This window comes from Rhodopirellula maiorica SM1, assembly GCF_000346295.1.
GTDB classification, from domain to species: Bacteria; Planctomycetota; Planctomycetia; order Pirellulales; family Pirellulaceae; genus Novipirellula; species Novipirellula maiorica.
Genome location: NZ_ANOG01001057.1, coordinates 1 through 25,505, shown reverse-complemented (window position 1 = coordinate 25,505; position 25,505 = coordinate 1). Strand labels below are relative to the sequence as shown.

General features: G+C 53.9%; 14 protein-coding genes. 8 read left to right on the top strand and 6 right to left on the bottom strand.

Annotation, left to right across the window (positions count from 1 at the left end):
* The first annotated feature begins 271 nt into the window (after positions 1 to 271).
* Together RMSM_RS34280 and RMSM_RS34275 are read left to right on the top strand one after the other, a co-directional pair.
* Positions 272 to 1,552 carry a transaldolase family protein gene (locus tag RMSM_RS34280; RefSeq protein WP_008708555.1) on the top strand — a complete coding sequence of 427 codons (1,281 nt, stop codon included), beginning with the start codon at positions 272 to 274 and terminating at the stop codon, positions 1,550 to 1,552.
* Positions 1,553 to 1,661: 109 nt separating this feature from the next.
* A complete protein-coding gene (locus tag RMSM_RS34275; protein ID WP_008708554.1) occupies positions 1,662 to 2,417 on the top strand; it encodes a PRC-barrel domain-containing protein in 756 nt (251 codons plus the stop codon).
* 175 nt (positions 2,418 to 2,592) lie between these two features.
* Here RMSM_RS34275 and RMSM_RS34270 read toward each other — a convergent pair whose 3' ends face one another.
* Both RMSM_RS34270 and RMSM_RS34265 read right to left on the bottom strand, forming a co-directional pair.
* The gene (locus tag RMSM_RS34270; RefSeq protein WP_236622416.1) at positions 2,593 to 3,798 is read right to left on the bottom strand and encodes an alpha/beta hydrolase; all 1,206 of its coding nucleotides are present in this window, start codon (positions 3,796 to 3,798) and stop codon (positions 2,593 to 2,595) included.
* 192 nt (positions 3,799 to 3,990) lie between these two features.
* Complete coding sequence (locus tag RMSM_RS34265; RefSeq protein ID WP_040771051.1) at positions 3,991 to 4,458, bottom strand: hypothetical protein; 468 nt, start codon at positions 4,456 to 4,458, stop codon at positions 3,991 to 3,993.
* Positions 4,459 to 5,310: 852 nt separating this feature from the next.
* Between RMSM_RS34265 and ppc the strand changes: the two genes are divergently transcribed.
* The 4 genes from ppc (at position 5,311) to RMSM_RS34245 (ending at position 12,796) form a co-directional block, all read left to right on the top strand.
* Entirely contained in the window at positions 5,311 to 8,109 is a 2,799-nt protein-coding gene (ppc, locus tag RMSM_RS34260) for a phosphoenolpyruvate carboxylase (RefSeq protein WP_008708546.1), read from the top strand.
* A gap of 539 nt (positions 8,110 to 8,648) precedes the next feature.
* A complete protein-coding gene (gene mqo / locus RMSM_RS34255) occupies positions 8,649 to 10,142 on the top strand; it encodes a malate dehydrogenase (quinone) (RefSeq protein ID WP_008708545.1) in 1,494 nt (497 codons plus the stop codon).
* Between the two features lie 144 nt (positions 10,143 to 10,286).
* Positions 10,287 to 12,035, top strand: coding sequence for a sulfatase (locus RMSM_RS34250; protein ID WP_236622415.1), 1,749 nt, complete (start codon positions 10,287 to 10,289; stop codon positions 12,033 to 12,035).
* Between the two features lie 53 nt (positions 12,036 to 12,088).
* On the top strand, positions 12,089 to 12,796 hold the full coding sequence (locus RMSM_RS34245) for an SGNH/GDSL hydrolase family protein (RefSeq protein ID WP_040771050.1): 708 nt from the start codon (positions 12,089 to 12,091) through the stop codon (positions 12,794 to 12,796).
* A 26-nt stretch (positions 12,797 to 12,822) separates the two neighbouring features.
* On the opposite strand, the gene RMSM_RS34240 is transcribed toward RMSM_RS34245, so the two are convergent.
* The 4 genes from RMSM_RS34240 to RMSM_RS34220 all read right to left on the bottom strand — a co-directional run bounded on the left by RMSM_RS34240 (position 12,823) and on the right by RMSM_RS34220 (position 20,952).
* Positions 12,823 to 14,235, bottom strand: a complete 1,413-nt coding sequence (locus RMSM_RS34240; RefSeq protein ID WP_008708539.1) for a sugar porter family MFS transporter — start codon at positions 14,233 to 14,235, stop codon at positions 12,823 to 12,825.
* Between the two features lie 63 nt (positions 14,236 to 14,298).
* Positions 14,299 to 17,658 carry a DUF5107 domain-containing protein gene (locus tag RMSM_RS34235; protein ID WP_008708536.1) on the bottom strand — a complete coding sequence of 1,120 codons (3,360 nt, stop codon included), beginning with the start codon at positions 17,656 to 17,658 and terminating at the stop codon, positions 14,299 to 14,301.
* A 72-nt stretch (positions 17,659 to 17,730) separates the two neighbouring features.
* Positions 17,731 to 19,329 carry a sulfatase gene (locus RMSM_RS34230; RefSeq protein ID WP_008708534.1) on the bottom strand — a complete coding sequence of 533 codons (1,599 nt, stop codon included), beginning with the start codon at positions 19,327 to 19,329 and terminating at the stop codon, positions 17,731 to 17,733.
* Positions 19,330 to 19,695: 366 nt separating this feature from the next.
* A complete protein-coding gene (locus RMSM_RS34220) occupies positions 19,696 to 20,952 on the bottom strand; it encodes an AraC family transcriptional regulator (RefSeq protein WP_008708530.1) in 1,257 nt (418 codons plus the stop codon).
* A 449-nt stretch (positions 20,953 to 21,401) separates the two neighbouring features.
* Here RMSM_RS34220 and RMSM_RS34210 point away from each other — a divergent pair, with 449 nt between their 5' ends.
* Together RMSM_RS34210 and RMSM_RS34200 are read left to right on the top strand one after the other, a co-directional pair.
* Entirely contained in the window at positions 21,402 to 24,674 is a 3,273-nt protein-coding gene (locus RMSM_RS34210; protein WP_008708526.1) for a discoidin domain-containing protein, read from the top strand.
* A 401-nt stretch (positions 24,675 to 25,075) separates the two neighbouring features.
* Positions 25,076 to 25,505 (top strand): DUF1559 family PulG-like putative transporter (locus RMSM_RS34200; RefSeq protein WP_008708521.1); only part of this gene is annotated, 430 nt, incomplete at its 3' end.

The window sequence follows — 25,505 nt, the reverse complement described above, 5'->3', positions numbered from 1 at the left end:
ATGCTCAAGTAGTGGGATTCGCCAGAATTCCCATCATTGCTTTTGAAACACCAGGAACTCTGGCGAGTCCCACTACGAAAGTAGATGGCATTGGGCGCGAGCCCGGCGGAAATACGTGACTTCCGCAAGTTATTTACCGCACGTCCCAACGCATTGTTCCCAGCGAGAGAATGCTGAGGATTTGCACGCCCCGGTCATCACTGGACGGCGCAAGCTTTGCACCAATTTGATTGGGGTTATCAACTCGCATTTTTTGGAGGTTTACTGCGTCATGTCTTATGTTGAATCCGCCCGCGATTCGGTCGAAACCATCACACCCGATTCGCAGGTGTCGCAGCGTATTGCCGATTTTGTACGCAATCGCGTGGATCTCGAGTCCGCGCCGCGCGAACCGAGCGTCAGTGATTTTTGGCAGAGCGTCAACGCGACGAATACGTCGTTGTGGTTGGACAGCGGTGATATCGGATCGATCGACTCGCTGTGGTGCCAACAATTCAGCGGGGTGACGACCAATAACACGCTATTGAACGAGGAGGTTCAGAATGGAACGTACGATGACTTGGTTCCCGAAATAAGTAAGCTGGTTGGCGATGTTGCGGACGATATGAAAGTTCGTGAAATTGGTTTTGTTTTGAATCTATGTCACGCGTTAAAATTGGTCCAGCAGTTTCGCTGTAATGTGAGTGTGGAACTGCATACCGAAGTTGCGCACGATAGCGAGGCAACGATCGCATTCGCAAGGCGATGCCATGAAATCTGCCCCGAGTTCTTTATCGTCAAAGTTCCCTTCACTCCGTCTGGCTTGATTGCCATCAAGCAATTACGTGATGAGGGGATACGAGTGAACTGCACGCTCGGTTTCAGTGCTCGGCAAAACTATGTCGCAACCGCATTGTCGCGTCCATCGTTTGTGAACGTCTTTCTCGGCCGTTTGAATTCCTATGTCGCCGACAATCAACTTGGTGATGGTCAAGGCGTTGGTGAAAAGGCCACACTGGCCAGCCAAGCTGAGGTCAATACGTTCTCTCGAGGGTTGCCGACGACCGACACTCAGCAAATCGCCGCCAGTTTGCGGGACGCATCTCAATTGCCCAAGCTCGCCGGGGTTGACGTGATCACGATGCCCACCAAAGTCGCCAAGCATGCCGAGCAAACGCTCGATCAACCTTGGCAATCTCAATTGAACGATTCGCCGACGGTTAGACTGGGCGATCAGGTTGATCCCGATACCGTACGAATTGAAAAACTATGGGATGTCAGCAAGGAAGAACGTAATTTCGTGCAAAAGGCGATTTTGTTGCCACCCGCCAATGCGGTCGAACTGAAACAGATGGCAGCTGATCACCTCGTCGAAGATCTGTTCCCTGAGATGGCGGCGGAGGAAAAGCAGGCGATTGCCGATGACGGCAAAATTCCCAAGCATGATCGCTGGCAACAGCGGATCGTTCGCGGTGATTTGGCAATCGACTCACTAATGACATTGGCCGGACTCGCAACGTTTGCGGACTCGCAATCGGAATTAGATCAACGCATTCGCAAGCATCTGCGGTAATTTTTCGTCGCGGTGGCAACTTCGTTGAATCGCCGCCGCCACCGGCGTGACCGGTTTCGGTTCATTCCAATGTCATAAAAATCCGATGTCTTAAAAGAGGTTCGATACGATGCGAATTCCATTCTCACGTCTGAAAAATGCTGCGATCGAAGGAGCGGACGGGTTTGTCGGAAGCGTGAAAGACGTGCTGTTCGATTCGCAAGAGTGGGGTGTACGTTATCTTGTCGTTGATACGGGAAAATGGTTGCCCGGTCGGCAAGTCTTGCTGCCACCCGCAGTGCTCGAGCATACCGATTGGCGCAGCGGCACTGCAAAGGTCTCGCTGACGCGATCGCAGGTCAAAGCAAGCCCCGATGTCAGTGTTCACCAGCCAATATCGCGTCAAAAGGAAGCCGAGCTGATGAGCCACTACGCCGTTCCTTTCTATTGGGGACCCGCCGGCGCGACACTGGCTGGCGGTGGACCGCCAACGTTTCCGCTTGAAACCGCCCTATCGGTGCAAGCCGATTCCCATGCAACCGAAATTGGCGACCCCCACTTGCGAAGTGCCAGTGAAGTGCAGGGTTATGATATCCGAGCGACAGACGAAGCGATCGGTCATGTGGAGGATTTCGTGCTCGATGACGATGGTTGGATTGTTCGCTATCTGGTCGTGGACACTCGGAATTGGCTGCCAGGTCGCAAGGTGCTCGTTGCGATCCACTGGATCGAAGCGATCTCGTGGGGCGAGGCTTCGGTCACGGTGGGGTTAACGAGCGATCGAATCAAGCAGTCACCCGAGTTTGATCCGTCGGAATGGATCGATCGTGAATACGAAGAGAGGCTTCACCATCACTATGGACGCAGCGGGTATTGGATGATGTGAGCTGCGTGATGCGACCCGTGTGATGTGATCTGCGGCCGGCGGCAGCTTGACCGCGGTTTCCCAGAAACGCAGATTGGCGAGAAGCGAATGAGGATGCGCACAGCGCACTTCGTGGGTGACACATGCCGCGTCTGGTCTCGCTCGCTTCGCAAGCTGCAACACGTCGAGGTCGAGACTATTTCATTTGAAAATGCTTTTCCAAGAATTCAACCGCGTAGTCCCAGCGGTTGTTGTAGAAGATGCGATCCTTTGGTGTTTCGACAGTAAAAACTTCGCACGGAACACCCCATTTATCGGCACGCTCTTCTAGCTCGAGACCAAACAGAGGATGGTGGATCCCGTCCATCGGGTTCTGCACTGCGATCTGTGGATCTCTGGACCGGCGGTAAAACAAGAGGGTGGGCGGATCATCGCCACTGAAATGAGTCAGCGGCGAGCACTCCTCAATCGTTCGGAGTTGCTTGTCGTTCAATTCGTCAACATCCTCGATCGTATAGCCAAATAGCTGCTGCAACCCCTCGCCCATCCACGCATCGCCAGGAATATGCTGCTTGATCCAACGGAAGTCGTACGAGGTTTGGGCATTGAGCAAGATGAGTGCGGAAACCCGAGTCGACTCACGCATCACCGGATCCTGTGCCGTTGGGTTCGCTCGGTCTGGGCTGTAGGCCAACCATTGTGCCAGCCCCGCACCAGCCGAACCGCCGCCGATTGCAATTCGCTTTGTATCAATATTCCATGTTTCTGCGTTTCGCCTTAGAAACTGCAACGCACGGGCGCAGTCGTGAAAACAGGCAGGTGCAATCTCATGCTGGCTGAAACGATAATTGAGCGTCACATAGTGAATCCCGTTCTGGGTAAAGAAGCTTGAAAACATGCTTCCTTCGGACTTGTCTCCTCGTCGAAATCCGCCGCCATGGATCCAAATCATGCATGGCGCAGGTTTATTGTTTTCGGTTTCGGCCAAATAGACATCCAACACATGTCGTTCATGTTCGCCGTAGCGCACATTTTGATGATCGGGTTGCGGTCGTTGTCTCGCACCGCCCCGCATGCCTGCCGCACGTGACCGAGTCGTTTCCATTTGTATCCTGCGTTCGGCATTCTCCAGTTCCGGCGCAGACCTAGTGCCCGCTCTTGCTCGAACCTCTCGTAGCTTCTGCGCGGTGTTTTCGGAAAGCAGCAGCACGCCGTCGCCATCGTCGTCCAGTTTTTCAAATAGTCGTTTGGGACCCGTGAATTCAGCAAGTGTCAATTTGCCGTCGCCGTTCTTATCGTCTTGCTTCATTCGCATGACGAAGCGATCGGTATCGCTTTGTGCGATTAGAATGACAGGCAGCAAAAGCACCCCGAGAATCACGGTCACGAGTCTTGCGGTCACGATGAGTATCCAAGTGGTGAGAGTGCATTTTTCGTAGCGAAACTCGCAGAGAGTTTCGGTGCTACTTGCGTGGCCGAAAGACTCTGCGACTTTCGCTACAGTCAATTCGTGTTTTCTTTATCACGAAGAACGCTTCACGACGTTTGCCCAAACGGCCAACGGAATTGTATCCGATGCTTCCTACCGACCTACTTAGAGTCGGACGTAGTGTTTCCAGTTGATATGTGTCTCCGTTTCATCTTTGCCACGCGATACGGTCAACGTGGTCGACGTGTCTTTTGCGGTGACAAGGATCGTGTGAAGGGCCAACGGGCGTCCGGCGGATTCGTCCGAGATTAGGACGCACTGTCCGTCCTTCCATTCTGCTTTTGTCTTGTCATCAGCCTTTGGGTTTGGTGTCAGTTTCGTTTTATAGAACGCGATCACTTTCTCAACCGAATCTTCAGTCGTCATGGTGGTCTTGCACACCAGGGACGCGATCGTTCTTTTGCCATCGGCGTTGACCGTGGCGGCGTCCGACATCACGCTGCCGCTAAGTTTGGAATGGGGGTATTGCCATTGCAAAATCGTACTCATCAGGGTGAGTTGTTCGTCGGCGGTTGACGGTGTTGCGGTGCTAATCCATACAGCGGCAAACAGTAGCGTAATAATCGGTCGCATCAGACAGGCTTCCTGATGTTCAAAGGCGTGAGGAGGGCTTTGCCGCAGCGACATCCTTTAACGAGAGATCTAGGCGTGTCGCACGGTGTGGCGGACAAGATGATCATACCGCATGGCTTCCAGCGGAGGGGGAGCGAATTCAGAGACTCGCCGTTGTAGTGGACGTGCTGACCTGGGCGAGCCCACCAGTTTGATAATGAAACGAGAATTCCCGGGAATCGACCACGAACTGGCCAGTACGCTTCGGAAGAACGATGACAAGCGAGAAATGTTTGCTCTGGTTGAGACGCCCCACCGAATCCATGCAACTTTTTTTCACCAAGCGAAAAAGGGGCAATCGCGTTAACGATCACGAGTGTCGTTTTGCAATCGATAGCGAATTCGACGCATCGCCCGAAAATTGCTTCACGATGCTCCCATCGACGACTTTCTAGTACGTCTTTGGTTTTGGATTACGAATTTTGCTTTCGGCCCCCTTCTTCGCGAAATAAAGCTCCCTTCGCTGCCAACTGCTGCCGTCGCGAATGACTGCGTGTACGAACGAGAATTCGATTAACAAGACTGGGTGATTTGACACACCCTCTAATAATTTACTCGACGATCCTGAGTACTCGAAGTGATTATGTGGACCACGACGGTGGTCTTTGATTGATCGTGCTGGAATTGACCGGCCAACCATCTTGCATGCAATATTCCAGTGAGTTCAATTTGATGCGTTCCGTGGTGGTATTCGATCGTTGTAGAGCCATTGTCCCCATTGTTCTGCAATCCTCATCCTGCCTTGATCAGTAAAGCCATTGGGGCGATCGTCATCAAAATTTTGCAAGTGAAACCTTAGAAAACGCTATTTAGATGTCCAAACAACTCCACAAGCGACTTTCCACTGATATCCACTTGTTAGGGGATTTGTTGGGGAAGGTGATTCGCCGCCAAGCCGGGGTCAATGCATTCGAGCTCGAAGAACGTTTTCGGGCGTTGTCAAAAGTGCGTCGACACGACCATGACTCGGCTGACGAAATCGCCACTAGGATCGCAGAGATTGTCGGCGAATTGGATCTGCAGCAGATCTGTGAAGTGGCCCGAGCCTTTACGCTTTACTTTCAATTGATCAATGTCGCCGAAGAACACCATCGGGCCAGGGTTTTGCGAACGCGTGTCAAAGCGGAATCGCCGAAGCCGATTGCCGAATCAATTCGTGCTGCCATCGCGGAGCTGGCGGACGCGGGGGTTGACGAACTACATATGCAAAACATTTTGCAGGGACTGCATATCGAGCCCGTCTTCACCGCACACCCCACGGAAGCCAAACGACGTACTTTGATCTCGAAATTAAAACGGATCGAAGAAGGTCTCCGCCATCTTGATGAGACGAACCTATTGCCGGCGGATGAAGCACGGGTGAAACAGGGAATGTTGGCGGAGATCGCTGGCATGTGGCTCACGTCCCAGGCACGTCAGGCGAAACCGACGGTCACCGACGAAGTGAAAACGGGACTCTATTATTTCGACCAGACGATTTGGGATGTTGTCCCGAAAATCTATCGCGAGATGGAAGAGGCTCTTGCCGAACACTTTCCCTCGGCGAAACTGCCCAAACGATTTTTGACGTTCGGCAGCTGGATCGGTGGCGACCGCGATGGAAATCCGAACGTCACCGCGTTTGTCACGGCGGAAACGTTGCGGCTGCATCGCGGTATGGCGTTGTCGCGGCACGGCGAGACCGCCGGTGCGCTGACACGCACGCTTAGTCTTAGCGAGCAATTGCATACGCCTGCAAACGAGTTGCTTGAATTACTCGAACAAGAATTGGCGGGCAATTCAGGACACGTCAAGTTTCTAGCCGAGCAGTATCCGGACGAGCCTTACCGATTGCTCGCTGCGGCGTTGAAAGCTGATTTGAACGATGCCAATCACGATCCCGTCAAATCGCGATTGCTGGAAGATGACAATTCACCGATGGCCGAGCTGCGAACGGCTGCGGATCTGTTGAAGCCATTGGAAACAATTGACCTCAGTTTGCGTAACGGACGCACCGATACCATCGCCGATGCTCAATTGAAAGATGCGTTGATTCAAGCAAACGTCTTTGGCGTCAATGTAGCGAGACTGGATATTCGTCAGTTTAGCGATTATCACGATGCTGCGTTGGCTGAGATCTTTGCCAAGCTGGGCATCTGCGCGAACTACCTAGAGCTCACTCCTGCGGAACGAGCTGACTTGTTGACGCAGCAACTTGCCAGCGACAATCCCGCGATCGGCGAACCGGGCGACTACACCGAAACGACATGCGAACTATTGCAATTGTTCCATGTCATCGCCCGCGCAGTGGATTTGTACGGTCCAGAGATGATCGGACCCTATATCATCAGCATGTCCAAAGACGTCGATGATGTGCTGGCGGTATTGCTTTTGGCAAAATGGTTCGGGCTCTGTCAGCGGAGCGATGGCAACCCACGCGCGCTACCCGCGATCGCGCCGTTGTTCGAGACGCGCGACGACTTGAAAAACGCGCCGGATGTGATGACAAAGCTGTTCAATCACCCTGCTTATCGCGAACATCTGGCGGCACAGGGCATGGAACAGAACGTGATGATCGGCTATTCCGACAGCAACAAGGACGCGGGTTTTCTGACAGCGACTTGGGAACTGTATCAGGCACAGGATCGGCTAACGAAATGTTGTCGCGAGCACGGGGTGGCGCTGACTATTTTTCACGGCCGGGGCGGCACGGTGGCTCGCGGCGGCGGTCCGGCCAACCGCGCGATCCTGGCCCAGCCGCCGGGATCGGTCGAAGGACGTATCCGCATCACCGAACAAGGCGAAGTCATTAATGACTACTACTTCCACCCCGAGATCGCTGCCCGGCATTTGGAGCAACTTGTTAGTGCGGTGCTGGTCGCTTCCACCCCGGCTCACAAACGCAAGGCGACACCGAAAAAGGCATGGTTGGACGCCATGGAAAAGCTTTCCGCGACCGCCTTTGAAAGCTATCGCGAATTCATCTACGAGACCCCGGCGCTGCTGCAGTATTGGCAGGAGGCGACTCCCATCAACGAACTGAGCAGCATGCGAATTGGTTCGCGCCCAGCCCGGCGAAAGGGAAACGATGTCCTGGCCGGACTGCGGGCAATCCCGTGGGGATTCAGCTGGATGCAAAGTCGCCACAATCTGCCGGCATGGTATGGCGTCGGTCAGGCGATCGCGGCGTTTGTCGGCAGCGGTGATGAGGCCGAGGACAACTTAGCGTTGCTGCAGGAAATGCACCGCCACTGGCCCTTCTTTCGTGCGATGACCGATAATTTGCAGGTTGCGCTTGGCAAGGCCGACATGGGGATTGCTCGCCGCTACGCCGATTTGGTCTCCGATGTGACAGTGCGCGAGGAGATTTATGCGTCGATAAAGGCAGCGTACTCGCTGACCGAACATTGGGTGTTACGCGTGGCCGGTCAACGTGCGGTTTTAGAGAATCAACCAACGCTGCAGCGGTCGATCCGATTGAGAAATCCGTATGTCGATCCGCTGAATTTCTTGCAAGTGCGATTGTTGAAACAAATGCGGCAGCAGAGCGATGGCAACGAAGACCCCGAGTTGCAGCATGCGTTCTACATCACCATCAACGGTATCGCCGCCGGGTTAAAGAACACTGGCTAAACGAGTTGCCATAGCCCCCCAAGTTTTCGTGAGTACCTGTCTGTGGTTGCATGGCTTGTAACTTGGTTGCGGTGACCATCCAGAATCCGCAAAGCAAGCCGAACAGGTCGCGTGTTGCCGCGCTCGTGCCGATTTTCCGATTGGCACGATTGTGCTAGTGCCTGACACCATTGTCATGGTTTTTCATATAGGAACGGCTAAAATTAGCGGCATCACAGCTCGCCGCTGCTCTAAACCAACGGTCTTGCACCAGTGGCAACGGACATTGCGCTGAAGGAACCGTTCGGCAATATGTTCGTCGTGGCAATTTGGTTACTAATCATTTGAGAGCAAGTGTTTTTACCGTATTGGACGAGGCAACGAGTCCCGCAAGAAATCTAGTGGACGAGGTTACGAGTCCCGTGATGCTACTAGGTCGAGGGGACTCGTAACCTCGTCCACTACCTGCAAAGCGTCTCTGGACGCTTCATCCCCCTCCAACCGGCGGCTTCTCGTCTCAATCGCCGTCTTCTCCTCTTAACAGCGAATCACGCAGCACAATGTCTATCGATAACCCTGATGTCATTCTGATCGGCAGCGGAATCATGTCCGCAAACCTGGGCGCGATGTTGAAATGTCTGGACCCGAGTTTAAGGATCCAGTTGTACGAAGTCTCCGCAGAACTTGCTCAGGAAAGCTCGAATGCTTGGAACAATGCAGGAACAGGACACGCTGGCATTTGCGAACTGAGCTACACCCCGGATCGTAATTCCGACGGCACCGTCGATGTGACTAACGCGATTTCGATCTTCGAACAATTTGAACAGTCACGTCAATTCTGGGCCTATGCGGTGTCCGAAGGGATGATCGACACGCCGCCGGAGTTCATCAACCCGGTTCCCCATGTCAGTTTCGTGCACGGCCAATCCCAGGTCGATTTCTTACGAGCGAGATTCGAAGCGATGTCGTCTCATCACTTCTTTGATGAGATGGCATTTTCGACCGATCGCAACGAGATCAAACAATGGGCGCCGCTGTTGGTCAATGGACGCGGTGATACTCCCATCGCTGCGACACGGATGACGGGCGGCACCGATGTCAACTTTGGTGCACTGTCTCGGAAATTGATTGATTGGATGGCGTCGCAAGATGGTTGTGGCGTAGCCACCAATCATCGCGTGATCGGACTTCAGCGAACTTCACAGGGCTGGGATGTCACGATTAAAAACTTAAAAACGGGGCAGCAATTCACCAAGTCGGCTAAGTTTGTCTTTGTTGGGGCGGGGGGAGGCAGTTTGCCGCTGCTACAGAAGTCGGGAATCCCTGAGAGCAAAGGATTTGGTGGCTTTCCGATCGGTGGACAGTGGCTGGTGTGCGATAACCCTTCGATCGTTGAGCAGCACACCGCAAAAGTCTATGGACAACCCCAAGGCGAAGCACCCACGATGGCCGTTCCGCATCTCGATACGCGGGTGATTGACGGGAAAAAGGCGGTTCTGTTCGGTCCATTTGCCGCCTGGACAACACGGTTTCTGACCAAGTCCGGCAGACTCACCGATTTACCCGGTTCCATTCGGCTGGACAACGTCGCCTCGCTATTGAAAGTCGGTGCCTACAATCTGCCACTGGTGAAATACCTGATTGGACAGGGACTACAGAGTATGGAAAGCCGGATGAAACTGCTGCGTACGTTTTATCCAGAAGCCCAAACCAAAGATTGGCGTCTGGTTGATGCCGGAATTCGGGTCCAAGCGATTAAACGCCAAGACGGTGAGGCGGGGATCGTTCACTACGGAACGGAGATCGTCACGGACAAAGACCGGACGATTGCCGCACTACTGGGCGCTTCTCCAGGGGCCTCCGTTTCCGTCTCGTTGATGCTACAAGTCATCCAGGACTGTCTGCCCGAACGATTGAACCGTCGCGACGGTCATGACAGGATGAAAAAGATGATCCCCACCTTTGACGTCAAGCTGCAAGAGCCATCAGCGACAGAACTGTTTCGCGAAGTCCACCAGCGATGCGATCACGATTTGCAACTGGACCGAGCCTAATGCTGTGCGGCCTGATAGTTTGATCTGCTCTCTGACGCTCTAAAACGTGGGGCCAAGTGCACGTAAACGCTTGGTGCAACTGACTGACGTTTCGTACTGTATGAATCGATTGCAACTTTACTCTTTCTCTCCATGGTCCACACGATGAATCGATTGTCCCTGCTTCTTTTTTGCATCAGCTTGGCGTTCACTGCTTCGCTCGATGCTGCAAAGCCGAATGTGATCATTATCCTCGCCGACGATCTAGGCATCGTTGACATGAATGGCTATGCAAAAAAGTTTACCGGAGCAGATCCTTCGCAGATGTACTACGAAACGCCAAACCTTGATCGATTGACCAAAGAAGGACTTGCGTTCTCGCAGGCATACGCTTGCCATCTGTGTTCACCGGCACGGGCGAGTCTTTTGACGGGCATGTACGCGGCGCGCACGGGATTCACGACGGCAGTCGGTGGTAACGTGCGAACGTTCTACAACCAGGCGATCGAGCCACCGCAAGGCTACGTTGCTCAGGATGCGCTGGTTTGGCAAGACAAAATCGAGATCCAACAAGCCCTGCTCAACGGCACGACCCGCGATGCACTGGCGTCGGGGCAACCGTTGGACAACGGACAAAATGAAACGACCATTGCTGAAGCGATGCCCGGGCATGATGCTGCCTTTATTGGTAAATGGCATGTGGGCGGTCACGGATCGCAGGGCTGGCAACCGGCCGATCAAGGTTTTGAAGAGATCTCGTATCTCGACGAAGGCGGGTCGCCCTACTTCAATTGGCGCGGCATTTGGGATAGCGGACAAAAGCTGCATCCCAAAACACCGCAGCCGAAATTGTTGCGTGGGAAATCAGGCGGAAACCTTGGACACGAATATCTCACCGATGAACTGACCGAGCACGCAATCAATTATTTGCGTCGTCGGGCCGATTCGCAGGCGACAAACGGCAAGCCGTTCTTTCTGCACTTCTGTCACTTTGCGGTTCACACCCCGTTTCAAGGACGTGCCGACGATGTCGCCCACTTTGAAAACAAACCGACACGCGGTTGGAACGGACATGACAATGCCATCTATGCGGCGATGCTAAAACGCTTGGATGTCTCGGTCGGCCGGATTCTTGATACGCTCGAAGCAACCGGGCTGGACGAGAACACGTTGGTTGTCTTCATGAGTGACAACGGAGGAGTGATGTATACCGATCCGCTCGCGACCAACAACGCCCCGTTCAAAGGAGGCAAGGGGACACATTTCGAGGGCGGCATTCGCGTGCCGCTGGTGATTCGCTGGAAAGGTCATGTCGACGGAGATCGCTGGTGCGACGTGCCGGTGGATTGCAACGATATCTTCCCGACCGTCTTGGACTTGGCCGGCTACAATCTGTCGCAGTATATCAAGCCAGGCGGAATCGACGGTCGCAGTATCGCTACGCTGCTTGACGACCCCGCCAATGCCAAACGTGGATACGATCGCGACACTTTCTATCAGCACTATCCGCTGAATGTGATCGTCAAGAATCCCGAGGACGGTTTGCCATCAGCTCCTTCATCGGCTGTCCGCAGCGGGGATTGGAAATTGATTTTTGATTGGTCCGGTGCGCTGCGGCTATACAACATCACAAAGGATCCCTACGAGCAGCACGAATTGTCTGCGGCGATGCCAGAGAAAGCTCTTGAGTTGTTTGTTCAATTGAATGATTGGATTGATGCGAATGTCGACGTAAAATACACACCGGCCATCAACCCCGATTACGATCCATCGAGAGAGGCTCGCCAACGTCCATTTGTGGACCTGCGCCGAAAGTACTTGGGCGACGATCGAGCGATTCGTACAGTCGAAGGCGATCCAAGGTTCAAGCTAATTCCCGCGGCGATCAAACCTCACGTCAACACATCGAAATAGTTTCCAAAACGATGAGCATTCATTTGAAAAATCGCACTATGACTAACATCGTCATGAAAAACTTTGTCCTACCTGTTCTTATCTTGTCAATCTTTGCCGGTGATGGATTCTCGCAAGACGTCGCGGTCGCGGATCCTTTCGCATCGCTCAAACAAGAGATGCAAATTCATTGGCCAAAGAACCGGCTAGTCCGTTTCGTATTTCACGGACATTCGGTTCCCGCCGGGTATGGGCGTGCGGGTGAGGTGCATCGGTATGATTCGTACCCGATGCTCTTTCACCGCATGCTTTGCGACAAATACAACTACGCAACGATTGACATCGCCATTACCGCGATCGGAGGTGAAAATGCGATTCGCGGGGACGCACGATTTGAGGAAGATGTACTTTCACTGAAACCTGATGTCGTTTTCATTGATTACTCACTCAATGATCGTGCCGTGGGGCTTGAAAAGGCCGCTGCCGCATGGCGTTCGATGATTGAGAAGTGTCAAGCTGCGAACGTGCCCGTCATTCTGCTGACCCCCACGCCGGACTCGCACGAAGATTTGCTCGACGATTCGACGATCCTGGCGCAACACGCGAAACAGGTTCGCGAATTGGCAAAAGAATACGGCGTTCCGCTTGTTGATTCCTATGCCGCATTTCGTGAAATTGTCCAACAAGGGAACAACATCGAATCGTATCTTTCGCAACCGAATCATCCCAACAAAGCAGGGAATTTGATTGTCGCCGAGTTGATCGGACGCTTGTTCCTGTAACGAGCTGTCACCTTCGAGGCTCTGTTTTACCGAGAGCGTGTGAGTTCTCGTTCGATCTCTTCGAGTGATTTGTTTTTGGTTTCAGGCACATACCGATACAGCACCACCAACCCAATTGCGCAGATACCTCCGTATAGCCAGAAAGTCCCGGAGGCGCCGAGAGCGACATTGATCGGCTTGAAAGTCGCCGTCAACGCAAAACATGCGATCCAAAGCGCGGACACGCACAGGCTCATCGCAGCCCCGCGGATTCGGTTTGGAAAAATTTCTGACAACAAAACCCAAGTGATCGGTGCGAGTGTCATCGCGTAGCAGGCAATCGCCGTCAGCACTACGACAAGGACGACCGCCCCTTTGAACTGGTAGTAATAGCACGCTCCCAAAATAGCATAGGTCACCATCAGCCCGCCGGAGCCGAGCAGCATCAGGGGACGTCGTCCCCAGCGGTCAACGGTCTTGATGGCAACAAACGTGAACGCCAAATTGACGACGCCGGTAATGACGATATTGAACATCATCCCACTGACGTCGTAACCGGCTGCGTAAAAGATCTCTTGTGCATAGTTGAAGATGACGTTGATTCCACACCACTGTTGGAACATCGCGATAAAAATTCCTAATGCGACGATTTTTAGCAGTTTGGGGTCGAACCGCTCGCGAGGATTCGCATCGCCGGTGCGGCTTTGCAGCGTTTGCTTGATATCCTCGACTTCCATCGCTGCGTATTGCGCCCCACCGATGCGTGTCAAAACTGCCGCGGCTTGTTCAATGCGAGCTTGCTGTAGCAACCACCGCGGTGACTCGGGGATCACCAACGCCAACAGGAAAAAGAGCCCGGCGGGGACGGCTTCGGCCGCGAACATCCAACGCCATCCAAACTGGCCACTCCATGATCCCAAGATCACTTCGGCGGTTGCTTCGCGGTCCACCGGAGCAAGATTGTAGATTAACAAGTTGACCAGCTGGGCGGCGAGAACCCCGATGACGATGGTCAGCTGGTTCATCGAAACAAATTTGCCACGCATCGACGACGGTGAAACTTCGGCAATGTAGATCGGTGAAACGTTTGACGCCAAACCGATTCCGATGCCGCCCACGATGCGGGCGATGATGAACGATGTAAAGTTTTGGGAAAGCGCCGTCCAGATCGCTGATGCGGTAAACAACACCGCAGCCGATATCAGCATCTTCTTTCGCCCCAGCGAGTCGGTGAGGGCGCCCGACAACAGGGCCCCGGCGAGGCATCCCGCTAGCGCCGAACTCATCGCCCAACCGGAAAGCCAGGCGTTGTCGGCGCCAGTCAGATCAAAGTACGGTTCATAGAACGGTTTGGCACCACCGATTACGACCCAATCGTATCCGAACAACAGCCCGCCCAACGCTGCGACGAGCGATATGCGAAAGATATACGCGGTATTAAAGGAAGCTTTGCTCGCCACTGAATCGCCTTGTTTGCTCGTTCATTTTTCGTCAGCGCCATCCACCACTGCTGCCGCGTCGAGTTACGAATGCGCGGCGGCTTTGGGAGAACCAGAGATCGCCAGCTCGCTGAAACGATGGCGATGCAGCACCGCACCCATGTGCGAGGGATCCAAGTCCAAGATCGCATCAAAATGCTTGCGAGCCTCGCCGATATTCCCCATCCCGAGTGCCCCCAACGCGATCATGTAATGGCAATGCATTTGGTTGTTTTGCTTCAGGTCGGCGTCAAAGACCAGGAACAACGGAAGCGACACCGCAAAATAGTCAATCGTGACGTCGTCATCAAAATGCTGATTTCCATAGTTGATCAGCCGTTCAAAGCGGTCGGTTGCATCCGCATGATTACCGAGTTTGGCTTGCGCTAAGCCTTGGTAATAGATTGTCTCAGGCGGCTGGTCGTTGTAATACATGGCCGATGTCGGTTCGCCCAAGCCTTCGCTTGCGGCTTCAAACCAACGTGTGGCCGTGACCTTGTCACCGATCGCTTCGTTTGCACAACCCAAAAGATAGAGAATTTCGTTTTCTTGAGCGCCCGCCAATTTTCCTTCGCCCAAGTTCTTGGGCCATTGCAGCGCTTGTTCAAGCTGTTCGATCGCTTCCGCTGGGGCGTCGTTGGCCAATGCTCGATAGGCAAGCTGCGTACGCGCAATGACATATTGAGCCGGGACCTTGCCCTCGCCGCCTTCCCAGGGACGGAATTGCCTGGCCAACAATAGCTCGAGCGCGGTCGAGTGATCGCCGACTAAGTTATGAAGCGTACACCACTGCAAATAAAGATCGTCACGCTGATGGACGAGCGAAAGGTGGTTACGCAATCGACTCAATCGATCGATTGGATCGTGGCCGAGTCGTAGTGAGAGTTGATCCAGTTCAAACAGGACTCGTGGGTCACTTGGGTTTTTCGCGAATGCGGTTTCCATCGCGACCAGCGCACGATCACCATCGTGCCATTGGTTAAAGTACGCCAGCGAAAGGTTACGCCAAGTCGTTGGGAAATCGGGGTTGGCTTTGCAAGCGTCTTCCCAACACTGGATCGCCTCGTCGTATTGACGCCGGTCATACCACAAGTTTCCGAGTTGATAGGCGGCGCACCAATCACCTTGCTCACAATCGATTGCAGATTGCAGGACAGCGATATCCTCGAGCTTGTTGGCAAAGTAACAATCGTTCTCGCCGGCCAACCTCGCCAAGGCTCGCTGATTCGCCGCTTCGTCGTGGTTGCCTAGCTGCTGCTGATAGTAAGCGAGGTGGTAGTGCAACAGCGCAGGAACAGTGTCCACGCGCGCGATCAAACGCAACAACACCGCAGCGGCAGTTTTGAAGTCATCAAACGCTGCATAGTCGATCGCCAATTCGATGATGGTATTGGGTGCATCACGCGTGATGGATTCGTAGCTGGAAAAATCGTTGCTCTGCAGGGCTTGTTCAAGCAACACGCCAAAATTGAACGGGTTTCGGGCGAGTTCGTTGTCGATCACTGCACGCTGTGAATCATCGCCGCGAAGCAGGTAAGCCAGCAGATGTGAGGCTTGGCTGTGGTGAACGTTCCCATCGAGACATCGTCGACATAGCTGAAGTGCCTGTTGCCGGTCCCCGCGACACACGGCCAAACGAGCAAGTTCGAATGACGCCGGCGATACCCACGCAGCGTTCCACGTCGCTTTGTAAAATGCGTCGGTTGCCGCACGGTGTTGACGCTGCATCCGGTTGGCTAAACCAAGATTATAAAACGGTTCACCGTCATAGGGATTTGGGCTGTGACGCGTCATTCGCTCAATTGCACGCTCGAAAAAGGGAACCGAACGAGCGAATTGGCCCTGACGATACAGCAGTTTTCCCATCGCATTATTGATTCGGATGTCGCCGCGATCTCGCTTTAGTCCTTCCTCGTAATAGTCAAGTGCGCGACGTGTCGCGTGACGGTATTGTTCGATATGTTGCCCGGCTAGAAACAAATCTTCGGTCGATTCCAATTCGTGCGGTGCCGCAATCGCCTTCGCCGCGTCTGGGACGTCATGCATCTCGCCCACGGGCGGCGTCCATGACACCAATTCGCGTCCATCACCGTCGACCACCGTGACGGTCAATTCGTTTGCTGAAAAGGACCGGGGCAGATCAAACGAAGTTTCAAAGTGTTGATGTGGTGTTGCATTGAAAATCATTTCAGCGATTTGGATGTTGTCGGCGGTCAAGCGGACTTTCGCATTCTCGCGACACGCGGTGGTGTAAACGCGTACTTCCGCTTTGCAATCAGTGACCTCCATTGCCACTGCAGCGTCGATGGTGGCATTGCCGATCATGCCGATACCTTTGTAGGGCATGAAGTACTGCGTGAACGATTTTTGTTCGCCTGGCATCAGCCAAGTGAAATCGGGTTGGTTGTCGGTATAGACGCCGCACATCAATTCGATATAGGGACCATCTTCGTCGGTTAGATGGCGATCCCAAGCTTGCCCAAACTCGCCGTTACCCCACGTCCACTGTTTTTTTCCGGGGCTGATATGGTGATTGCAAACATGCAGCAATCCGGCTTTCCGGCCATGGTCATAGGTGCCAACAAAGTCATAGTCACTCTTGTAAGCCATGTACGATGTGGGAACTGGGACGTTGCGATAGCGTGATATATCGGTCCCCGTTTTATCGCCGAGCCGGTCGCTGCCTTCGGAGTAATCAAATTTGTAATAGGTTCCCGTGGCAATCGGAAACGTCGACACATCACGTTTGCCATGGTCAAGCACCGCGCTGACGTCGGGCGGAAAGACCGATTGATGGTTCTCGTCGACCGCGACGGCTGGATTGGCCCACCACAAAAAGGTTTGCGGCAGCGGCGTTGGGTTGGACAAGTGAACATCAATTTCGATGTATGCACGATCGCCGTACAGTCGAATTCCGTAGCGACATTCGGTGCGGTGCATGCGATCGATTTCGTGACACCACACGGTCGCCGATCCATCGTCGCTCGTTTCAAGTTGGTAGTCGACCGGGCCATAGGTGTTTGGACGATGGTGTTGTGGCCAATTAAATTCGATTCCACCGCTGATCCACGGTCCCGCCAATCCGACCAGTGCCGGTTTGATTACGCGGTTGTGATAAACAAAGTGATAGTCGTTTGTTTTATCAAACGCCATCTGGATGCGGCCGCCCAGTTCCGGCAGCACCATTACCTTCAAGTAGTCGTTCTCGAGATAAACGGCCTGCCATTCTTTGTCGTGTTTTTCATCCTCGATCCGATCGATCACCGGCAACGGGTACACCGCTCCGCTGCTTCCTTGGTATACCCGTTTGTCGAGGAACATCGGGTTGAGGTCGGGCGTGCCGACCCCGTAGGTCGGAATCGTGATGCCTTGTTCCCATACACGTGCAATTTTGTTCGTATCCATCGTTATTTGCTTTAAAAAGATGATGTTGCCACACTGTTCTCGCTGCTCGGGATGCAGTGGGCTGTTGTTCGGCTAATCTTCGCTTTGCAAACTGCCCCACCAATCGGGATTGGGTTTCCAGTCAGGTTTCAGCATTGCGGCATGGGCCCGTTCGAGTTTGACTTTGAACGTTGTTTGGTAACGCATTGCTCTGGCTTCGGCCGCGATGGGGTCGAACTGTGGATCATGCACTGGAAAACCGGCATTGACGCTTTCCAACCATTCATGAAGTTCTCCCGCCAAACGCTTGGTCATGATCGGCATTTGCAAAGCCAGGTCGCTGCTTTCCGCTGGATCGTTCGTCAGGTTGTAGAGTTCGTCGTGATCGTCTTCATAGTAGTGAATGAGTTTCCAAGGGCCTTTTCGGATGATCGAGCTAGGTTCTCCGCCTTGATTGCCATAGTGGGGATAATGCCAATACAACGACCGTTCTTTCATTCGTTTGCCTTCCATTGCCGGAACCAAACTGACGCCATCACGATGTTGTTCGGGAAGTAAGTTCAAGCCGCACAAATCGAGAATGGTCGGGTACAGATCCGCGCCGGTGGCGGGTACGTTACTGACAACGCCAGCTTCAACCCGGGCGGGATATCGAATGAAAAACGGTTCTCGAATTCCCCCTTCCCATTGCCGACCTTTTCCACCACGCAGCGGAAGGTTACTGGTCGAGAAGCCATCGCCAGAGGAGACTCCGCCGTTGTCGCCAGTAAACACGACGATGGTGGAATCTTCCAAGCCACACTGCCGAAGCGTTTCGAGAACCGTTCCAACAGCGGTGTCGAGCGATTCCATCATTCCGGCATAAACCGGATGATCTTGAGTCTGGCGTACCGGCATCGTTCGATCGACCTTGAACCGCGATGGGACTTGCGGTTGATTTATCGCGATGTCGCGGTATTTCTGCCACAACGATCGATTGGTTTGCATCGGTCCATGGACCGAATAGAACGACAACATCGCAAAGAAAGGTTGGTCTTGGTGTTCACGAATAAATCCCGATGTCTCCTGGGCTAACCTCTGCGGCAACGATTCGCCATCGGGGCCGTCTTCGAGCTGTGGATTGTGGTAGGGTGAAAAATAACCGCCCGGTGGGCTGCCGAGATCGATTCCACCGATGTTGATGTCGTAGCCATGATCGGTCGGCAATGAGCCTTCGCCACCCAAATGCCATTTACCTGCGAAGAAGGTCTTGTAGCCGGCATCTCGCATCGCCTCGGCAATCGTGATGTCTTGGTGGGGTAACTCGCGTACATACTCGGGTGCACGCAGACGCTCGCCTAAGGGGTGGTCCTTTCCCGCCTTAGCACCGATCCAATCGGTTACGCCATGACGTGCAGTGAATTTGCCGGTTTGGATGCTCGCACGCGACGGACTGCATACTTGGCAATTTGCATACCCATTGGTGAACCGGACACCCCCGTTGGCTAACGCATCAATGTGCGGAGTTTGATAGAAAGAACTACCTTGAACCGACAGGTCATAAAACCCTAGGTCGTCGACAAGAATGAATAGCACACTTGGACGATCCGTCGTAGCGGGCCGGCTGTCAGGCGATTCGGCGTTGCAATGCGATTGCGCGAACAGGGCGACAGTGAACAGGGCGACAGTGAAGAGGATTAGCTTGCGGATCATTGACACGGTTTTCAAGATGGAAAAGCGAATTCGAAATTCTCTGCATCACCCCCGTCCGACGTCTGCGTCAAACAGGCCACTTCACCGGCGTCAATCAAGTTGCCTCGAGCGATGGCAAAATTCGCTGGGTAGTGACGTTAGATGGCGATCCGGTGGACGTTGGGGCGACCGGCAGCGGTCCAAACATGATGTTTCGGTGTCCTCATTCTAACCTCCGGTATGCGGCGTCCGGCTTCACATTCACCGCAAACGGTTTCGAACTTGCGTCGCCTTTCGCGAAAACAAACTGATAACCCAATCATCAAAATGCTTGTAGAGCTACAGCAATTGATTGACGAGTCGTTGCGACGACTAAGCTAAACTTCTTTACGGTCGGCGATAGCGTTTGCGAAACATCGCGGGGGTTAACCCGGTTTGACGACGAAACGCGGTGATTAAATGAGGTGCCTTGCTATAGGCGGTCATCGAGGCAATGCGGTCGAGGCCGTAATCGGTTTGCAGCAACAGTGTCTTCGCACGTTCCATCCGGATGCGTTCAATCTCCTCACGCGGCGTGCGGTCAAGCAGGCTTCGAAAGCGGCGTTCCAGTGTTGCGCGTGAAATTGCAACGTGCTGGGCGACATCATCGACGCCAATTCCCTTGCACGCTTGTAGACGGATAAATTCGATAGCCGACGAGAGATCGGCATCGTTGACGGCGAGCACGTCCGTTGAAAAACGAGTTACCACGCGGCGCGGCGGAATGGTAATGCATTGGCACGGCGGCGTATTTGATAATTCGTGCTGATCTTGTTGCGAAGCGTTGACGTGACTGCCGTTTTGCTCCTCGGCAAGCAAGCTCGCTAGCACGGCGGCGCCCTCGAATCCGATTCGATAGGTGTCCGGTTCGATGCTGGATAGTGGTGGATTGGTCAAATCGCAGATCACTTCATCGTTGTCGACGCCCAGCACAGCAAGCTGTTCAGGGACTCGCAGGCCTGCTTTTTGTGCGGCTCGCACGACTTGACGACCACAAACGTCATTGCAAGCGAACACCGCCGTGGGCAACGGCTGCTGCTGCAACCAATCGATCAGAGCGGTTTCCTTGATTTCGGCACTCGCTTCATGACGCAGCACGCTTTCAATCGCCGTTGAAGCGTCGACCGTATCGTCGAGCATTAGGTCGAAACGATCAGTCTCGATTTTCTCGTCGCGGCAATAGCTCGAGAATGCGTCGCCTCGCGCCTCCGAAAAATCGACTCCGCGATAGCCGCAGTACACAATCCGTCGAAAGCCTCGCTGGGTAAAATGGTTGATCGCCATTTGGGCACAGGACTGTGGATCGGTGTCGATACTGGCGCCATGCTCGGGCGAGAAACTGCCTCGAAGATCGACCACCCATCGTCCCAGTTGACCAATTTCCGCAGCGATCGAGGCGTTTTCTGCGCGAGAAATCACGCCATCAAATCGACGTCCGCGTAAGTCGCATGGCACCGCCTCGGTCAGCCCACGTTCTAAATGGACCACGTCCCAAGGGTCGTGTGCATGCAGGTACCCTGCCACGCCCTGCAAACAGCCACGGCCATAAGCTCGCGACGATTCGACGAACAAGAGAACTTGCGGCTTTTTTGAAACTTGCTGCATTTGCTCGATTACAATACCGCCGCCCCGAAGAGACAATCACGCGGCCGTAGCGTGACAATCTTCCTAATAAAACGATGAGTAATTTCAATTTGGCCCTCATTGTAGTCTCTCGATCCGACGGTGTTGGGCATTGTCGCAAAATGAAAGGCACTTGACGCAATCGCGGATTGCGATTTGCCCGCACTCGGCAATAGTGATGGAACCTCGACTGCCTCTGGGAAGCGCGATTTCACGCCTGGACAATGGCATCGATGATTCGACCCCGCAACGCTCCGTTGTGTTTTTATTGATTCGAGAACATCACCAAGAGCTTCATTATGATTTCCAGACGGTTCGATTGTTGGTCGCAATCGCGTCGATGCGTCGGCGTCGGTTTGTGCGGTGTTTTCAGTTGGCTTCTAATTGCCTGGGCGAATCCTGCCCGGGGTGCAGAACAGCCAAAGAGCGGTGTGATCGATCTGTCGGGTACATGGCAAGTTCGGCTCGCAGGTGAGCCGCAATCACACGATGTTCGGCTTCCGGGGGCGCTTCGCGACTCGGGGATCGGGCAGCCGCCCGGCCCCGAAACGAAATGGATTGCCGATGGTCGCGACAAGATCTGGAATCGACCCGAGTTTAAGCCGTTTCGAACTGCCGACAATTTTAAGATCCCATTTTGGCTGCAACCCGAACGACACTATGTTGGCAAGGCGACGTACCAGCGTGAAATCCGCATTCCTGACCCATGGTCGGGGCAGCGGATTGTGCTGACACTCGAACGACCGCACTGGCGTACACGGGTACTGGTCGACGGGAAACAGGTTGGTCGAGGCGAATCGCTCGGCGTGGCCCACCAATTCGATTTGACCGAGCATGTGAATTCCGGTGTGCACCAACTAGCAATCGAAGTCGACAATTCGCTTGATGAAATTGACGTAGGTATCAACTCGCATAGCGTGTCCGATCACACACAGTCTGCATGGCACGGCATCGTCGGTGCGATGACGCTGTCGGCGCGTCGCCAAATCGACATTCAACGAGTGGATATACGTCCAGATGTCGATACGAAACAGGTACGAGCCGATGTGGTATTGACGAATTCGCGGACGCAGTCTGAAAAGCGATACTTGGTTGTCAAAGTTTCCCAGGACGGCCAAACACTCGCATCGCTCGAAACCGCCATTGATATTCAACCCGGTCAATCAATTTCGAGCCAAGCACTGACACTCGAGCGACTGCCACGGCTGTGGGATGAGTTCGAACCCCATCTTTGCGATCTGTCGGTCACTGTTTTGGACCGATCATCAGAACGCGAGCGGATGGCTGACGAGCGGTCCGCTGTGGTTTCGGCGGCGTCGGCGAAGTGGACGGGGCGATTTGGGTTCCGCAAGATCCAAGCTCGCGATGGTCGCTTGGTGCTCAATGACCGTCCGATATTTTTGCGAGGTACGCTGGAGTGCTGCATTTTTCCATTGACCGGATATCCGCCGACGGACGTTGCGTCGTGGCAGCGAATCATTCGAATTTGCAAACAGCATGGGCTCAATCATATCCGCTTTCATTCATGGTGTCCGCCCGAAGCCGCGTTTGTTGCGGCGGATGAAATGGGTTTCTATTTTCAGGTCGAGTGTTCATCTTGGCCAAATCAAAGCGTCTCGTTGGGCCGGGGGCTGCCGATCGATCAATGGATCTACCGAGAAGCCGATCGTGTCTTGGCCGCCTATGGCAACCATCCGTCGTTCATGCTGTTTTGCGCTGGAAACGAACCGAATGGCGTAGCCGGGGGCGGTAAATTTCTTACGCCTTGGGTCGAACGCTACAAAGCGCGTGAGGACCGTGTCTTGGTTACCGCCGGTGCGGGATGGCCGATCGTCGCCGCCAACGATTACCACATTCCGCCGCGACCGCGGATTCAACAGTGGGGCGAAGAGCTGCGTAGTCGTATCAATGCCGAACCGCCTGAAACGGTCACGGATTATCGCAAGATCATTTCGCGTTATTCCTCACCTGTGGTGGCTCATGAAATCGGCCAGTGGTGTGTCTATCCGAACTTTGATGAGATGGCAAAGTACACCGGCACCTTGAAGCCAAAGAACTTTGAAATCTTTCGCAGTTTTCTCGATGATGCGGGAATGCTGCATCAGGCAAACGATTTTTTGATGGCATCGGGAAGGTTGCAGGTTTTAACTTACAAAGAAGAGATCGAAGCGGCGCTGCGGACTCCCGGCTTTGGCGGGTTTCAGTTGCTCGATCTGCGAGATTTTCCCGGACAAGGAACGGCGCTGGTGGGGATGCTCGATCCGTTCTGGGACTCGAAACCCTACATGGATCCAAGTGAGTTTCGGAAGTTTTGTGGTCCCGTCGTGCCGCTGGCCAGAATGAGCAAACGAGTGTGGCAGCAACACGAAACCTTTGTTGCCACAGTCGATCTATCTCATTTCGGTAATAAGCCGCTTGATGGATCGGCTGCGTGGGTTCTACGGGACAGTGGAAACCACGGTGATAACAAAGTCATTGGAAAAGGACAGTGGACGCTATCCGGCCAAATGCCCGGCGAACTGTACCGAATCGGCACGATAGAGTGTCCACTCGCGGATGTTCGTTCAGCGTCCAAGTTGACGCTCGAGGTCATGGTCGATGACGAGCGCCAATCGGTCGCGAACGATTGGGATGTGTGGGTTTATCCATCCGCTGTCTCTGACGATGCAATCGATCGCGATGCAGACGCTCGTTCGTCCGACCACCCCGTCGTGACCACTTCGCGGGTTTCTGATGCGGTTGCCGCCGCCGAGCGCGGCGAGCGGGTGATTCTTACGCTTGACCCCAACCATGTTGAGACTGATGTTCAAATTGGCATGTCACCGATCTTTTGGAATTGGGCGTGGACCAACGGCCAAGCACCGCATACGTTGGGCATCCTATGCGACCCCGACCAGGCATGTTTCGAAGGATTTCCAACCGATTTTCATTCAAATTGGCAGTGGTGGGAACTGATATCGAAATCCGCTGCGATGCCGATTGACCACCTTCCCGCAACGGTTTCACCGCTGATCCAGGTCGTGCCGAATTGGTTCCGCCCCGAGCGGCTGGCGCTGGCTTGGGAGGCCAAGCTTGGAACAGGGCGAATCTTGGTGACATCGATGGATTTGAAGTCTCAGATGGATCAGCGTCCCGTTGCCCGGCAGTTGCTGCATTCGCTAAAGCGTTATGTGGCGAGCCCGCATTTTGATCCGGTGGGAACCGTTACGCCTGAGCAAGTTGCGACATTGTTGCGCGAGCTATCACCGACTCAACAAGCGATCCTCAGCAGCCGAGCCAGCAGTATGCAGGGCCGCTACGAACCGTTCAGAGCGTTTGATGGAAAGCTTGAAACGATGTGGCACACCCAGTGGAATCCGCTGGTCTCACCGCCACATTGGATCGAAGTGACCCTGGATCAAACGTACCAGCTCGATGGCATTCGCCTAACCGCTCGTCAAGACCAAGCGGCGACTCGGTTGCGAGGTTATCAACTGTTGATTCATGATGACGCCGGCGATTGGAAGCCGGTTGCATCGGGGCAATTAAAGGCGACGAGCAACCCCGAGGAAATTCATTTCGCCAATCCGCTGCGGACCGATCGAATTCGGATCCAAGCTGGTACGTCACAAACCGCCAACGGTATCTCCGCGACTGGCCACGTCAGCATCGCCGAGCTGGAACTGTTGTTCGCGGAATCCGCGGCCGAACAGGCGAGCCAATAAATCGTCACGCTGGTATCTCGGTCGATACAGACAGGCGACGACTTCAGCTTGGCGGACTCGGACGACTGCGGTTGACATTATGGATGACGTTGCGTTGACCCAACGATTGAGTCAAATCGGTCGGTGCATGGCCACGAAACCGCTTGTGAAAACCTGCGACTTTCCGTTTCTCTCTACGGAGCTTTCGCTGGCCCTGCCCCAAGACAAGCGAAAATCGTGAAAAATTTCGAAACACTGACGACGCAAAGTCGAAGGCGATTGCAGCAATCGCGGAAATGAAACGCGGTAAACAAATGTAAAATATCGCTTACTAGTGCAATACCGTGTGTCACGGCGTTCGAGTTTCTCCCCAAACTCATGCACACAAGTCTTTCATTTTTCTTATCGTTAGAGAGCTTGCAATGAAATCGGGAATCGAAAATGGCCGACGCGGCTTTACCCTTGTTGAATTACTGGTGGTGATCGCCATCATTGGCGTACTCGTCGGATTGTTACTGCCAGCGGTACAAGCGGCGCGTGAAGCGGCACGGCGGATGAGTTGCAGCAACAATTTCAAACAGATTGGTCTTGCGGTTCACAACTATCACTCTGCATACAACGCTCTGCCGCTACATGGCTGTGGTCTTCAAGGACAAGGCACTGCTCAGTGGTGGACCAGCAACGGCACGTCAAATCGTCGGTTGAGTGCGATCATTGGCACATTGCCGTTTATGGAACAGCAAGCGATGTGGGAGCAGATCTCGAATCCGTCGACGTTCAATGGCACTGTATTTCCTCCCTTTGGACCGCTTCCGTTCACACACACGACCTACGATTACACACCTTGGTCTA

Excerpts from the sequence above, each read along its gene's own strand:
- RMSM_RS34280 (WP_008708555.1), top strand. The coding sequence starts at position 272 with ATGTCTTATGTTGAATCCGCCCGCGATTCGGTCGAAACCATCACACCC.
- RMSM_RS34275 (WP_008708554.1), top strand. The coding sequence starts at position 1,662 with ATGCGAATTCCATTCTCACGTCTGAAAAATGCTGCGATCGAAGGAGCG.
- RMSM_RS34265 (WP_040771051.1), bottom strand. The coding sequence starts at position 4,458 with ATGCGACCGATTATTACGCTACTGTTTGCCGCTGTATGGATTAGCACC.
- ppc (WP_008708546.1), top strand. The coding sequence starts at position 5,311 with ATGTCCAAACAACTCCACAAGCGACTTTCCACTGATATCCACTTGTTA.
- mqo (WP_008708545.1), top strand. The coding sequence starts at position 8,649 with ATGTCTATCGATAACCCTGATGTCATTCTGATCGGCAGCGGAATCATG.
- RMSM_RS34250 (WP_236622415.1), top strand. The coding sequence starts at position 10,287 with ATGAATCGATTGTCCCTGCTTCTTTTTTGCATCAGCTTGGCGTTCACT.
- RMSM_RS34245 (WP_040771050.1), top strand. The coding sequence starts at position 12,089 with ATGAAAAACTTTGTCCTACCTGTTCTTATCTTGTCAATCTTTGCCGGT.
- RMSM_RS34235 (WP_008708536.1), bottom strand. The coding sequence starts at position 17,658 with ATGGATACGAACAAAATTGCACGTGTATGGGAACAAGGCATCACGATT.
- RMSM_RS34230 (WP_008708534.1), bottom strand. The coding sequence starts at position 19,329 with ATGATCCGCAAGCTAATCCTCTTCACTGTCGCCCTGTTCACTGTCGCC.
- RMSM_RS34220 (WP_008708530.1), bottom strand. The coding sequence starts at position 20,952 with ATGCAGCAAGTTTCAAAAAAGCCGCAAGTTCTCTTGTTCGTCGAATCG.